The organism is Paraburkholderia pallida (genome assembly GCF_004524855.1).
GTDB lineage: Bacteria > Pseudomonadota > Gammaproteobacteria > Burkholderiales > Burkholderiaceae > Paraburkholderia > Paraburkholderia oxyphila.
The window spans coordinates 1,435,560-1,449,380 of record NZ_CP038149.1 but is presented as its reverse complement, the minus strand read 5'-3'; the positions used below and the strand labels follow the sequence as shown (position 1 = coordinate 1,449,380).

Sequence of the window (13,821 nt, the reverse complement as noted above, 5' to 3'; positions counted from 1 at the left end):
TGTGCCGCGACGGTGAAACGGAGCATAGGACCGTGTGCGCGCCGGGGCAATGCGCTGGGCGCACGCGCTGCGCGATAATCGCCCACAATGGTGCGATTATCGAACGTTTTGCGGGTTAGCACCAAGGCCGGCGAGGGGCGTTGCCAGACCTCCGCCTTGGGCGTTATGTACGATTTGGTTAAAATTGGCTCGCAGCCTTCTCCGTCCGTCTCAGGAGCTTTCCGCATGTCGTCCAACTCCCGTTCCGCCGCGCCGGATCCAGCCAATCCGCTCGGCATGGCCGGTCTCGAGTTCGTCGAATTCGCAGCGCCCGAGCCCGCGGCGCTCGAGGCGCAGCTCGCTCAAATGGGTTTCAAGGCCATCGCGCGCCATGTGAGCAAGAACGTCACGCTCTATCGTCAGGGCCAGATGAATTTCCTCGTCAATGCCGAGCCCGACTCGTTCGCCGCGCGCTACGCCGAGGAATACGGCATGGGCATTTGCGCGATCGGCGTGCGGGTGGAGAATGCGCGGCGCGCCTTCGAGCACGCGCTGCGGTTGGGCGCGTGGGCCTTCGAAGGCGAGCGCGTGGGCACCGGCGAGCTCAGGATTCCGGCCATTCAGGGCATCGGCGATTCGCACATTTATTTCGTCGACCGCTGGCGCGGGCGGGGCGGCCAGCGCGGCGGCGTGGGCGACATCTCGATCTTCGATATCGACTTTCGGCCCATCGACGTCGCCACGGCGCAGGCTGATCTAGAGCACGCCGGCACCGGCCTCGAGCGCGTCGATCACCTCACGCAGACGGTGGGCGCGGGGCGCATCGGCGAATGGCTCGACTTCTATCGCGACCTGCTGCATTTCCGCGAGATCCACGAGATCAATGCGAACTGGCACGTGGCGCAGGAATCGCGCGTGATGGTGTCGCCCGATGGCGAGATCCGCATTCCCGTCTACGAGGAGGGCACGCACCGCACCGAGCTCATGCACGACTATCTGCCCGATCACCCGGGCGAGGGCGTGCAGCACATCGCGCTCGCGACCGACGACATCGTGCCGTGCATCGACGCGTTGAAGGCCAATGGCGTGGAATTTGTCGAGCCGCCCGCCGCCTATTACGATTCGGTCGACGCGCGCCTGCCGGGCCATGGCGTCGACCTGGACGCGCTGCGCCAGCGCCATGTGCTGATCGACGGCGAGATTGGCGCGGATGGCGTGCCGCGCCTGTTTTTCCAGACCTTCGTGAAGCGCCGCCCCGGCGAGATCTTCTTCGAAGTGGTGCAGCGCAGCGGCCACCATGGCTTCGGCGAGGGCAATCTCGACGTGCTCGCGAAGGCGCGCGCCGTGAAGGGCTGAAGCAGCGCGCGCCAATCAGACCGTGACCACGATCTTGCCGACCTGGTCGCCCGCTTCCATGTGGCGATGCGCGTCGGCGATGCGCTCGAACGGGAACGTGCGATCGATCGCGGGCTTCAGCGCACCCGAGGCGAGGCCCTCGGTAATGAAGCGCTTGGCGCGTTCGAGGCGCGCGGCATCCTTCGTGATTTCGAAGAGCTCGTAGCCGCGCACGGTGAGGTGGCGGGCGAGCAGATCCATCACGGGCACGCTCAAGTCGCGCGTGTCGAGCGCGCCGTACTGGAAGAAGATTCCTTGCTGCGCGAGCGCGCGCAACTGATGCGCCGCTTCGGGGCCGCCCACCGGGTCGAACGCAATGCGCGCGCCCTTGCCGCCGGTTGCCTCGAGCACCTGCTTCGTCAGCTCCGGACCGCCGCCCGCGATCACGTGTTTCGCGCCCGCCTGCAACAGGGCCTCGCGCTTCTTCTCGCTGCGCGTGAGCGCGATCGGCAGGGCACCCACGCTGTTGGCGATCTGGATCGCGGCGAGCCCCACACTGCTCGACGCCGCGCCCACCAGCACCGCCTCGCCTTGTTTCAGTCCACCCAGCTCGATCAGCGCGCCCCATGCGGTCGTGTACATCATCCACGTGGCGGCCGCCTGCTCGAACGACAGGCCGGCAGGGTTCTTCACCACGGCATGCGCAGGGGCGTTCACCCGCTCGCCATACATGCCGTAGTCGAGGAACGAGAAGGCGGGCACGACGCTCACCGCATCGCCCACCGCGAAGCCGCTCACACCGCTGCCCACGGCCTCGACCACACCCGAGCCCTCATAGCCGACGATGGCCGGAAACCGCGGCGCATACGTGTATGCGCCGCTGCGGTACATCACCTCGGCGCGATTCAGGCCGATGGCCTTGACGCGGATCTGCACTTCGCCGGCTTTGGGCACCGGCACTTCGATATCGTCGATCTGCAGGACTTCGGGGCCGCCGATGCGATGAAAACGAACGACTCTGGACATATCGGACTCCTTGTGAAGTCGATCGGCGCGAGCGATGCAGATCCGCCGCAGCGCCGACCGATCAAATAAATGGCTTTGAACGAGCACTACTGTAGGCCGCCGCGCGCCGCGAATAAACGCTCGGCGCGATTACTCATTGTTATTCGATCAATAACAATGAACGGACTTTGTTGCGGAAAGTTGCAACGCGAGCGGATTCAGGCCGGATAACGCCGTCCCACGAACTCCGAGATCCAGTCGACGAACGCGCGCACCTTGCCCGGCAGATGGTCGCGATTCGGGTACATGACGGAGATCGGCTTGGGCGCGCCGGCGACGCCGGGCAGCACCTCCACGAGCTGGCCCGCGTCGATATGCGGCTGCAGCGCCGGGCGCAGCGCGTGCACGAGGCCGAAGCCCGCGAGCGCGCACGCGAGCAGGGCCTCGGAATTGTCGGTGAGCACGCTGCTGTCGAGCTTGAGCGTCACGATCTCGCCGGCGGCGCGGAAACCCCAGTCGATGACGCGCCGATTGCGGCCGGTGAGGAAGTTCACGGCCTTGTGCGCGCGCAGGTCGTCGAGCGTGCGCGGCACGCCATGGCGCGCGAGATACGCGGGCGATCCGCAGGTCACCATCGGCACCATGCCGATCTTGCGGGCGACCATGCTGGAGTCCTTGAGCTCGCCAATGCGCACGACGCAGTCGATACCTTCGCTGATCAAGTCGACGGGCTGGTCGCTCGCGCCAACGACGAGCTCGATCTGCGGATAGCGCTGCTGGAACTCGGGCAGCGCGGGGATGATCACGGACTTGGCGAACGCCGTGGCCAGGTTCAGGCGCAGGCGGCCCTTCGGCTGCGCGCGCGGCTCCGAGAACTGAGCGAACGAGGCGAACGTGTCGTTCACGTTGGCGAGCAACTGGACGCAGCGCCGATAGAACGCCTCACCCTCGGCGGTGGCGCTCACGCGCCGCGTGCTGCGATTGAGCAGGCGGATGCCGAGCTCCTGTTCGAGCTGCTGCACGGCCTTGGTGACGGCGGGGCGATGCAGCTGAAGCGCCTCGGCGGCTTGCGTGAAGCTGCCGCGCTCGACGATGTTCACGTAGATCTGCATGGTTTGCAGACGATCCATAGGCGCTCCTCGGCGGGTCGATCGATTGCGCCGCTTTGCATGTGCGCTCGCGCACCGATGGGCGGCGACACGCCGCTTATGCTGCGAGCGGGGCTTCCTCTGATGCAGGGTCGAACAATGATAAGCGCTGAGAGCATCTCGGAGACGTTGCGCCGCGCGATGCGTAACGAGAGGCTTGGGCACATCGTGCTCACGTGCGCTGCCGCAGGCCTGCTGGCGGCGACAGCGATGGCGAGCGCGAGCGGCGCGACGAATGCGCCTGCGCATGAAACGGCGCCGGTTGCCACCGATCGTGCGGCGCATGCTCAGTCGCACATTCAGGCCAGCGCACCTGACGACCGTCCTCCGGTCTGGACGGCGAGCGCGCCGGGACATCCCACCTTGCTGCTGCTGCCGACCCTCCACGGGCTCGCGAGCGACGACCCGCGCGTGGACGCTGCATTGGCGGCGCTGGCGCAGCGCGTGCAGGCGATCGTGCTCGAGGCGCATACGCAGCCCACGCCCGAAGACGCGCAAACGATCAGGCGCATCGGCTTTTATCCCGCGAGCGACAATCTCTCGAACCACATGCATTCGATGACGGCCGAATCGCTGGCGCGCTGCGCACGCGAGAGCGGCGCCGATATCCATGTGTTCTTCCAGACCAAGCCGTGGCTCGCGGGATTCTCCGTGGAGGCCGTGCGCCTGCATCAATGGCACTGGCAGCGCAAGGCCGGGGCGACGCGGCTGCATTTCGTGAAGTCGAGCGCGCCGCTCGTGTTTCGCGGCATCGACGAACGTTTGGAGACGATCGCGCGGCGCGGGATGATTCCGCTGATCTATCTGGAAACGATGGAGCAGGCCATGCGGCTCTTCGACGACATGCCCTCGGACGATCAGGAGGCCTTCCTGCAAGGCGTATGTGCCGGGCTGCATGGCCAATCACCGGGTGAGGTCTCCTACGAGGCCTTGCAGACGGCGTGGGCCGCCGGCGATGTGGCAACGCTCGAGCGGCTTGCCATGATGCGCTTTCCCGGCGAGAGCGCGGCCCACTACGACTTCAGTCAGTATCTGTTCGTGCGCGGCACCGAGATTTTTTCGGCGACCATGGCGAAGGACGGCTATTTCTACGGGAAGGGGCCGATCCTCGTGGCGGTGGGCGCGGGGCACTTCTTTGGCCCGCAGTCGCTGTTGCAGCGCTTGCACGAGGCGGGCTATACGATCACGCCGCCTGCGCAGCCTCTCGTGCCGGTCCTGCCGACGGAGCAGCACGAAGTTGCAGCGCGTTGACGATGTGCGCGGCACAGGGCGCGCGACGGCGCTTGCCGCTCGAATGCCGGAGGAGCGTCAGGCGCATCCTCCGGCGAGTGCCATCATCCGTTGGGATGCTATAAAGCGGTTTTGTCAGCGGCGCCGAAGCCCGGCGCCGCTGACAATTGATGCAGGCTCATCCGTCGACGGGCTGGTACGTTGCGCACACCGGCTCGGCGCATTGCGTTTGCAGCGTTTGCAATTGGACCGTGCCGCTCAGCGCACGATCGAGCACCCAGGCGACTGCGCGCACATTCGGCTCCTGCAGGATACCTGAGTGGCTGCCGGACACTTCGGAGACCACAACACCTTTACTCGCGACTCGCATCCAGACGGGCAGCGGGTCTGCGCGCCCGTGCTGCAGACTGTCTGCCCGAAGAAAGTGAATCGGCCCCGCGCTATAGGCTCTCGGCTGATAGTTCATCATCGCAACGCGCATCGACTCGCGCACGCGCACCAACAAAGGGGGGAGGCCCACGGTGTCCGCGGCTGGGCGGCGTGCGAGGTGGCCAAAACGCATCCGGATCCGGTCCATGACAGCCGAAAGCTTTCGGGAGATATGGCGCATCCCTTCGATACGCGACATGCTGCGCAGCGCGTGCCACTGCCTGACCACGTACTGGCAATGGAATTGCAGCCAATGTTGCAACGGCAGATACCGCTCGTTCACGTAGGTGTCGAGCAGGCACAACAGCTCGATGGCCTCGCCTGCGCGGCTCAGCTGCTGGGCGACTTCGAAGGCAACCATGCCGCCGAACGAATAGCCGATGATCGAGTAGGGCCCTTCGGCCTGAATGCTGCGGATCTGCGCAATGTAAGAGGCCGCCATCTCTTCTACGCTGGATTGCGGGGGCAGCTCTCCGCCCAGCCCCTGGGCATGCAATCCGTAGAACGGCCGGGCGCATTGCAGGCGGCCGATCAGCCTCGAGCTTTCCATGACCGTGCCGGTGATGGAATGCACCACGAAGACGGGATGGCCCGTTCCTGGCCGTATCTGCACGATGGCCTGCGAAGCGTCCGTTGCCGTGTCGTTACGCAGCCAGTCGGCGAGGCGGCGAATGGTCGGGGCGGCAAGGAGTGTCGCAAGAGAGATCGTACGGCCTGTCCCCGCCTCGATTTCCGCGACAAGTCCAGCGCCAAGCAGTGAATCGCCGCCGAGTTCAAAGAAGTTGGCGTCCGGGTCGATTGGGCTGAGGTCAAACAGTCTTTCCCAAAGCACCTGCAAATAGCGCTCGAGGTCCTCGGTGGACTCGCCTGCCGGTTCGTGGGCGCGTTTGCTGGAGAGCGCCGGATGATGGCGAATGCTTTCCAGGCACGCCGGGTTGCGCAAAGCGGCCGTGTTGCCGACCGGCAGATCATTCAAGGCGCTGCGCACCGCGGCCTCCGAGAGCTTGCCGCTGTGCGTAACAGGCAATTCGTCGACTTGCACGATGACATCCGGCACATGAGCAAGCGACCCGCGACGCGCCAGGTCCTGGCGAATGCGTGCCTTGAGCGATCCCGTCAATGTCAGTTCGCGTTCAAGCACCAGCAGCAGTACGACACGCTGCTCGGCCGCCCGCGCCGAGGGGCCGCAATCAGCAGCTGAACTCGCATCGTGCGATCCGTTGACGACAGGCATGCGTTGCTCGACGACCATTGCCTCGTGAATACCCGGAATATCGCTGATGATCCGATAGATGTCGCCGGGACCGACCTTGATGCCACGAACGTTGAGCACGCCATCTGAACGGCCGTGCAGACGTGCGCCGCCTTGTGAGGAAAATTCGATGCGATCGCCGTGGGTCCATACGCCGTGGTTCGCAGCGAAATAGGCCGCATGAAAACGCGAGCCGTCCGGGTCGTTGAAAAATCCCAACGGGCGCGACGGAAAGGGATTGCGGCAGACCAGTTCGCCGACGAGATCAGTCGGTGCGCTGTCGTGCCATGCGCAAACATCCAATGCCAGTGATGTGCATTGAGCCTCTCCGGAATAGACCGGCAGATTCGGATTGCCCAGCACGAAGCAGCCGAGGATATCCGTGCCGCCGGAAATGGATTGCACGGACAGCGGCTTGACGTTTTGCCGGACCCATTCGTACTGAGCGTCGAACAGCGTCGCACCGGTCGACATCAACGCACGCAGCGCTCGCAGATCGAATTGCTGGCCCGGTACGAGCTTCGCTTCGCTGCACATTTTCAGGTAAGCGGGGCTGGTGCCGAAGACCGTCACCTTTTGATCGGCAACCAGGCGCCATAACGTATCGACATTAGCGATCGGACCGTCGTACGTGACGATTTCCACGCCCGACGCGAGGGCGGACAACTGCCAGTTCCACATCATCCACGAGCAGGACGTATGGAAGTAGAGCTTGTCGCCGTCGCGAAAGTCGCTATGCAGGCGATGCTCTTTCAGATGCTCGATCAGCGTCCCACCGGCGCCGTGCACAATGCACTTCGGCTTGCCGGTGGTTCCCGACGAAAACATGATGAAAAGCTGGTGATTGAACGGGAAGCGCCGCCAGACGAAATCCGCCGCATCGGCGGACGCGACGAGCTCGCGCAACGACAGTAAGGGCTGCTTCACGTCGCTGGACAACTGCCCGTCGTCGAGGCTCACGATGGCCTTCAGCGAGTCCAGGCTTGAAGCGAGCTCAGCCACCTTTGCCGGGACGGGCGTGCCCCGATCGAATGGCAAGGGCGCCGTGTGCGCGATCAGCAGCGTGGGCGACAGCTGCCCGAAGCGGTCGAGCAGGGCATCGACGCCCATATCCGGGGCGGCGGTCGAGAGGGTCGCGCCCAGCGCCGCGACCGCGAGCGCGGCAATGACGGCGTTCTCGTCGTTGCGCAAGACGGCGGCCACGCGATCGCCTGCGCGCAAGCCCTGTCGTTCCAGGGCGAGGGCGACCTGCGCCACGCGCGCGCGCAATTCAGTGCGCGTCATGCGGACCTCGCGCCCGTCCGCGTGACAGGCGGTCAATGCGTACGCGTTGACGGACGCCGGGATTTCGCGCAGCAGGTTGTCGGCGTAATTCAGCTCGAGGTTCGGGAAGAATGTGGCCGACTCGCACTCGTTGCCGATGCATACGGGTTCTGGATTTCCAGCGAGGTCGAGACCCTCGCACCAGTCGATGAAGAAGCGCCAGAATGTCCGGTACTGCGTGACCGAGAGTGCATGGAGCGTTGGGTAGTCGGGCAGCGGAACGCCGCTGTGCGTCTGTAGAGCGGCGGCAAACGCGGTCATTTGTGAGGCCGCAACGCGCTCTGGCGATGGACGGTAGATCGGCTCCAGGTCGATCGATCGATGCCCGGCATTGATGTCGAAATCCAGATTCCTCATGTCACCCCCCGGTAGACAATGGTTCGCAGGCTTTCTAGAGCCTTGCAGTGTGATTTCATGTGGGCCGGAGCATGAATGTCCGGGCACGCATGAGCAAGCACTGCATAAGTTAGCGCGATGCCAGTTGTTGTCTGTGGGATAGCAAACTCATGGAGCGCATGCTCCACCGGTGCCCGGAACGCCTGGTGTGCGTTTTTTGAATTGCGATTCCTCAGTTTTGGTGTGGGTCTTTGTGAGGGTGGCCTTAACTTGTTTTCGCGGCCCGCCGCGAAAACAAGTTAAGGCCAACGCCCCAAAACCTGAAACAAATCGACCCTAAAGCAAATCGCTCCTAAAGCAACCGCTTAAAACCGCTCTCGCAATCCCACGCTCACAATCGCCTGCGACTGCGCCGCCGCCGAGTGCCCATTGCCCTTATCAGCAAACGATGCCGTAGCTGCCACCGGATTCCCGAGCGCATCGAGCGTCATCCCCGAAGCGTGCTGATACCCCGCAAGCAAATACACCGTCGAGCGCTTCGAGAGATCATACTGCGCGCCCACCGAAACATTGTGATACTGCGCTTCACTATCCAGCCCATCGACATGGCTGCCACGCGTGTAGTTATATCCTGCAAACAGATGCGTCCTGGGCCGCACATTCCACGTGCCAAAGACACCCGCGATATTAAACGTCGCGGTGCCCGAATAAAGCGAGTCCGCGCCAGCCTTATACTGCACGTTGCTGTAATTCACGCCCACCAGCGCCGCGCCGAAGTCCCAGGTCGCCCCCGCAGCCACGATCTGCTGCGACTGCGCGCTCGCATAACCTTCATTGATCGACGAATTGAAGGTGCCGTCGTAAGTGCCTTGCCACTTGCCATAGGTCGGGTCGTTGGGCCCGCTCTTGCTGTTATCCGAGTGCTCATAACCCACGCCCAGATGCAACGGCCCATTCGCATAGCCCGCGCCCACGCTCCACGTGTTCTGGTCCTTGAGGCTGCCCGGCTGGCCGCCGAAGCCGTACAGCGCCCCGAACGTGAAGCCCGCGTAGTTCGCGCTCGTATACTTGATCGAGTTGTTCACGCGCGTGGTCTGGTCGAGATCGTCGATGTCGCCCGGATGCGCGCCGAAGCCGCCGATCGCGCTGACCGGCGCGACTGGCCCGACGAAGTCGTCGAGCGAGGTGTACTGGCGGCCCATCGTGAGCGAGCCGTACTGCTGGTCGGCGAGGCCCGCGAACGCCTGGCGGCCGAACAGGCGGCCGCCCTGGCCCGAGGTGCCGTTGGTGACGTCGAAGCCGTCTTCGAGCAGGAAGATCGCCGAGAGCCCGTTGCCGAGGTCTTCCTTGCCCTTGAGCCCCCAGCGGCTGCCCGAGAGGTTGCCGCTCGTCACGGCCACATTGGAATGGCCTTGATAGGCGCCGACGCTGCCAGTGCGCTCGTTGCTGCGGTAAGTGATGCCCGCGTCGACGATGCCATAGAGCGTGACGGAGCCCTGCGCCGCCGCTGCGCCCGCGAGAGAGAGCAGAACCGGTGCAGAGATCAGGTGTTTTTTCATCATGTGTTGTCTCGATGAGTCGTGCTTGTGATGGACCGCCGCTTTGAGCGGTCTCTTGTTATGCGCGCGCGCCGGCACGCCTCGCGAACGAGGCGGCCAGCGGCAGGCGCTTGGGAAAAACGCGGGTTGAAGCGTGCGTGCGCTACGGCATCAGCGCTTGAGCGACGCGCCCGGCGGCAGTTCGGGCGTGGTGAGGGTCACGGTCTTGCGCACCTTGGCAACGTCGTCGGCGCTGACCGGCGCGCCGGTGTTGCCCCAGCTCGTGCGCACGAAGGTGGCCACGTCGGCGACTTGCTGGTCTGTGAGGCGCCAGCCGAACGGCGGCATGGTGAACGTCGAGGGCGCGCTCTTCGTGCCATCGAGCGCGGCCCCCGTGAGCAGCACGTGGATCAGCGAAGTGGCGTCCTTGCCCTGCGCGACCGGGTTGCCGCCAAGGGCCGGGAACACGCGCGTGTAGCCGCGGCCGTCGCTGCGGTGGCAGGCCATGCAGTTGTTCACATAGACCGCCGCGCCGCGCGCGCTCGCATCGCCGCTTTGCAGCTTGCTGGCGGCGGTGGGATCGTAGGCATAGGGCGTTTCCTTCGGGTCGTCCGGCGGCAGCGTCTTCAGATAGCGCGCCATTGCGAGCAGGTCCGCATCGGTCATGTACTGCGTGCTGTGCTGGACCACGTCGGTCATGCCGCCGAAAGCCGCCGTATGGAGATTGCGGCCCGACTTGAGGAACTGGACGATCTCCTCCTCGCTCCACGCGCCGATGCCGGTGCGCGGGTTGCCGCGCAGGCTCGATGGCACCCAGCCGTCGATCGCGCCGCCGCCCGCGAGGAAGTCGTCGCCTTCGAGATCGGTCAGCGCAAGCTCCTGCATCGTGCGCGCGCGCGGCGTGTGGCACGCGCCGCAATGGCCGAGGCCCTGCACGAGATACGCGCCGCGCGCGACGATCGCGTCGTTGTAGTGCGCCCCGCCAGAGGGCGCTCCGTCGAACGCCTGCACCTTGGGCGCGAACAACGTGCGCCAGATGCCGAGCGGCCAGCGCATCGAGAGCGGCCAGGGAATGTCCACCGCGCGGTTCTGTTGCGCGACGGGCGCGACGCCTTGCCTGAAGTACGCGTAGAGCGCCTTCATGTCGTCATCGGAAAGGCGCGCGTACGATGGGTAGGGCATCGCGGGGTAGAGCGTCTCGCCGTTCGGGCGCACGCCCTCGCGCACCGCTTTCGCGAAATCGTCGTAGCTCCACTTGCCGATGCCGGAGTTCGCGTCGGGTGTGATGTTGGTCGAGTAGATCGCGCCGATGGGCGTGTCGAACTTCAGCCCGCCCGCGAAGGGCTTGCCGCCCTGCGTGGTATGGCAGGCGATGCAGTCGCCGGCGCGCGCGAGATATTCGCCGTGCGCGACGAGCGTTGCGTTTGCGCTGTTGCTGACGCTGTTGACCGCGCTGGCTGCGCGGGCCGCGAGCGGCACAAAGGCCGCCGCGAGCGCAGCGCAGGCGGCCAGTGCGGCGGCCGCCTTCGGAGCGTTCCTGAAGCGCCGCAGAACGCCGCGTGCGCCACTACATGCGCTTTTCCGTTCGATGGGCGTGGGGACAACGTTCTTCTTCTTCATGAGATTTGTCACACGCTCACCAGGGGGCCGGGGTTCTTCAGATACTGATTGCGAATGGCCTTCGCGGACCAGTAAGCGAGGGCGGCAACGAGCCCCGTCGGGTTGTAGCCGATGCCCTGCGGGAAAGCGGAGGCGCCCATCACGAACACGTTGTGCACGTCCCAGCTCTGCAGATAGCGGTTGATCGCGCTCGTCTTCGGGTCCGTGCCCATGATCGCGCCGCCCACGAGGTGGGTCGTCTGATAACGGCGCGAATCGAAGTGCTCGCCGAACTCGCGCGTGTAGACGTTGAGCGCCTTCGGGCCCATCGCCTCGGCAATCTTCTTCATCTGGCCCGTCACGTACTGCGCCATCTTGATGTCGTTGTCCTTCCAGTCGAAGGTCATGCGCAAGAGCGGCTGGCCGTACGAATCGCGGTAGGTCGGGTCGAGGTCGAGGTAGACGTCGCGATACGACATGTTGCTGCCGTGCGCGTCCATCGAAATGGTGTGCGCGTAGTGGTCCTTCACGGCCTTCTTCCACGCGCTGCCCCAGTTGGGCGTGCCCGGCGGCGTGGCGATGCCGCTGATCGGCTTCACGCCCGCCTGGTTCACCCACAGCGGCGAGCCGCCCACGAAGCCAAGCGGCCCGTGGTCGAAGTTGTCGGCGTTGAAGTCGTCCACGGCCACGCCGTTGCCGCCCGCGCCCACGAACGGATTCGTCCACGTGTCGGTGTCGAAGAACGCCGTGATGGTCGAGAGATTCTGGTACGCGAAGTTGCGGCCCACCACGCCCTCGCCCGAGACCGGGTCGTACGGCTTGCCAATGCCCGAGAGCAGCATCAGATGGACGTTGTGATACTGGAACGCCGAGACGATCACGAGATCGGCGGGCTGGAACACCTCCTGACCCGACGGATCGACATAGGTGACGCCGGTGGCGCGCTTTTTCGTGTCGTCGAGCTCGACGCGCAGCACGTGACACTTCGCGCGCAGCTCGAAGTGCTTTTCCTGCTTGAGCGCGGGCAGGATGTTCAGGTTCGGCGAGGCCTTCGAGTACATGTAGCACGCGTAGCCGCTGCAGTAGCCGCAAAAGTTGCACGGCCCCATCTGCACGCCATACGGATTCGTGTAGGGTCCCGAAGTATTGGCCGAAGGCAGGCGGTACGGATGCAGCCCGATCGACTGTGCCGCATCGAAGAAGCGCTGCGCCGAATACGTATTCAGTTGCGCTGGCAACGGAAAGTTGTCGCTGCGCGGGGCTTCGAACACGTTGCCGTCGCCCACCACGTTGCCGTTCACCTTGTAGGCCTGGCCCGAGGTGCCGAACACCTTTTCCGCGAAGTCGAAGTGCGGCTCCAACTCGTCGTAGCTCACGCCGTAGTCCTGGATCGTCATGCCCTCGGGAATGAACTTCTTGCCGTAGCGCTCTTCGTAGTGGCTCTTCAGGCGCAGTTCTTCCGGCGTGATGCGAAAGTGCACGCCCGACCAGTGCAGGCCCGCGCCGCCCACGCCTTCGCCGGGCAGGAACGCCGCGAGCTGGCGGTAGGGCAGCGCCGTGTCGTTCACGCCATGGCGGATCGACACGGTGGTCTTCGAGAGATCGAGAAAGAGCTTCTTGCGGATGTTGTACGTGAGCTCGTCGATGGTGTTGGGGTACGCGCCGTCCGGATAGGTGTCGCGATACTCGCCGCGCTCGAGCGCCACGACGCTCAGGCCCGCTTCGGTCAGCTCCTTCGAGAGGATCGCGCCGGTCCAGCCGAAGCCGACGACCACGGCATCGACATGAGGTTTCTTGACTGCCATTACGCGCGCTCCCCGCTGATCGAAACCGGACCGTACGGGTAGGCCTTGCCGTTCTGGTTCACGAAGTCCATGAAATCGGCGCGCGCGCCGGGAAAGCCGATCATCTTCCACGCGGCCAGGTTCTTGTTGCCGCCGTGGATGGGATCGCAGAAGTAGCCTTCGCGCGTGTTCTGCAGCAGCTGACCGAAGAATGCCGAGGCCGGCACGCCGTCGAGCTCGACCTTGCCGGCTTCGAGCGCGCCGAGCACGGCGTCGCGCGTGCTGGCGTCGAGCGCGTCGAAAGGCTTGCCGTAGGCCTTGGTGCAGTAGGCGTTCACCGCAGCAATGCCGAGCCGGTAGATATCGCGAGGCACCAGCTTCAACTGGTAGCCGAGCTCGGGCACGCCCTGCTGGAACGGCCCCTGCATGTACCAGAGCGCGCCGTGCGCGTAGGGCGTGTCCATCTGGCGGTCGATGAACTCGGGCACGCCCGCTTCGAGCGCGCCGGGGCCTTCGGAGTCGGCCGGGATCAGACGGTCGACGGCCGCGTGCAGGAAGGCCCATTCGCGGGCGTCGAAGAAGCGGGGCTTGTAGGCCGCCTGCGCCTGGGGCGCGGAGGCTGATTCAGGCTGGCCGCCTTGCTGCGCGGTGCCGGACGAGGGCTGCGAACCGCGCTCGCAGCCTGCCAGCGCCCCTGCGGGTACGAGCACCGCCGCCGTGCGCAGAAAGCCCCGGCGTGACGTGAGAGGAGTGTCGGACATTGTTGGTTTCTATATCAATTCGGCGCGGTTTGACTCGGCCGCGGCCGTTTGCGGGGACTGGCTCCCATCTAGCCTAGGTCGCATTCGGCCCCTATGGTAAAT

At 64.9% G+C, this 13,821-nt stretch carries 9 protein-coding genes; 2 read left to right on the top strand and 7 right to left on the bottom strand.

Translation table 11 applies throughout. From position 1 onward, the window contains the following. The first annotated feature begins 225 nt into the window (after nt 1–225). Entirely contained in the window at nt 226–1,335 is a 1,110-nt protein-coding gene (locus tag E1956_RS21625; RefSeq protein ID WP_134752767.1) for a 4-hydroxyphenylpyruvate dioxygenase family protein, read from the top strand. A gap of 15 nt (nt 1,336–1,350) precedes the next feature. On the opposite strand, the gene E1956_RS21620 is transcribed toward E1956_RS21625, so the two are convergent. Then, on the bottom strand, nt 1,351–2,340 hold the full coding sequence (locus E1956_RS21620) for a zinc-dependent alcohol dehydrogenase family protein (RefSeq protein WP_134752765.1): 990 nt from the start codon (nt 2,338–2,340) through the stop codon (nt 1,351–1,353). A gap of 197 nt (nt 2,341–2,537) precedes the next feature. Continuing rightward, nucleotides 2,538–3,449: a LysR family transcriptional regulator gene (locus tag E1956_RS21615; RefSeq protein ID WP_134752763.1), complete on the bottom strand. Its 912-nt coding sequence runs from the start codon at nt 3,447–3,449 to the stop codon at nt 2,538–2,540. 117 nt (nt 3,450–3,566) lie between these two features. Here E1956_RS21615 and E1956_RS21610 point away from each other — a divergent pair, with 117 nt between their 5' ends. Next, nucleotides 3,567–4,718, top strand: coding sequence for a TraB/GumN family protein (locus E1956_RS21610; RefSeq protein ID WP_167760087.1), 1,152 nt, complete (start codon nt 3,567–3,569; stop codon nt 4,716–4,718). Between the two features lie 157 nt (nt 4,719–4,875). Here the strand turns inward: E1956_RS21610 and E1956_RS21605 are convergent, their stop codons facing one another. The 5 genes from E1956_RS21605 to E1956_RS21585 all read right to left on the bottom strand — a co-directional run bounded on the left by E1956_RS21605 (nt 4,876) and on the right by E1956_RS21585 (nt 13,719). Next, nucleotides 4,876–8,058 (bottom strand): acetoacetate--CoA ligase, encoded by a 3,183-nt coding sequence (locus tag E1956_RS21605; RefSeq protein ID WP_134754716.1) that lies wholly within the window; start codon nt 8,056–8,058, stop codon nt 4,876–4,878. 344 nt (nt 8,059–8,402) lie between these two features. Continuing rightward, complete coding sequence (locus E1956_RS21600) at nt 8,403–9,596, bottom strand: porin (RefSeq protein ID WP_134754714.1); 1,194 nt, start codon at nt 9,594–9,596, stop codon at nt 8,403–8,405. A 150-nt stretch (nt 9,597–9,746) separates the two neighbouring features. Further along, the gene (locus E1956_RS21595; protein WP_134752759.1) at nt 9,747–11,195 is read right to left on the bottom strand and encodes a cytochrome c; all 1,449 of its coding nucleotides are present in this window, start codon (nt 11,193–11,195) and stop codon (nt 9,747–9,749) included. An 8-nt stretch (nt 11,196–11,203) separates the two neighbouring features. Beyond that, nucleotides 11,204–12,979, bottom strand: a complete 1,776-nt coding sequence (locus E1956_RS21590; RefSeq protein WP_134752757.1) for a GMC family oxidoreductase — start codon at nt 12,977–12,979, stop codon at nt 11,204–11,206. Next, entirely contained in the window at nt 12,979–13,719 is a 741-nt protein-coding gene (locus E1956_RS21585) for a gluconate 2-dehydrogenase subunit 3 family protein (RefSeq protein WP_134752755.1), read from the bottom strand. Before E1956_RS21585 ends, E1956_RS21590 begins: the two co-directional genes overlap by 1 nt. Nucleotides 13,720–13,821: the final 102 nt, after the last annotated feature.

What these genes read in the sequence shown, in the direction of transcription:
- E1956_RS21590 (WP_134752757.1), bottom strand. Translation starts at nt 12,979, where the DNA reads ATGGCAGTCAAGAAACCTCATGTCGATGCCGTGGTCGTCGGCTTCGGC.
- E1956_RS21620 (WP_134752765.1), bottom strand. Translation starts at nt 2,340, where the DNA reads ATGTCCAGAGTCGTTCGTTTTCATCGCATCGGCGGCCCCGAAGTCCTG.
- E1956_RS21615 (WP_134752763.1), bottom strand. Translation starts at nt 3,449, where the DNA reads ATGGATCGTCTGCAAACCATGCAGATCTACGTGAACATCGTCGAGCGC.
- E1956_RS21595 (WP_134752759.1), bottom strand. Translation starts at nt 11,195, where the DNA reads ATGAAGAAGAAGAACGTTGTCCCCACGCCCATCGAACGGAAAAGCGCA.
- E1956_RS21625 (WP_134752767.1), top strand. Translation starts at nt 226, where the DNA reads ATGTCGTCCAACTCCCGTTCCGCCGCGCCGGATCCAGCCAATCCGCTC.
- E1956_RS21600 (WP_134754714.1), bottom strand. Translation starts at nt 9,596, where the DNA reads ATGAAAAAACACCTGATCTCTGCACCGGTTCTGCTCTCTCTCGCGGGC.
- E1956_RS21585 (WP_134752755.1), bottom strand. Translation starts at nt 13,719, where the DNA reads ATGTCCGACACTCCTCTCACGTCACGCCGGGGCTTTCTGCGCACGGCG.
- E1956_RS21610 (WP_167760087.1), top strand. Translation starts at nt 3,567, where the DNA reads ATGATAAGCGCTGAGAGCATCTCGGAGACGTTGCGCCGCGCGATGCGT.
- E1956_RS21605 (WP_134754716.1), bottom strand. Translation starts at nt 8,058, where the DNA reads ATGAGGAATCTGGATTTCGACATCAATGCCGGGCATCGATCGATCGAC.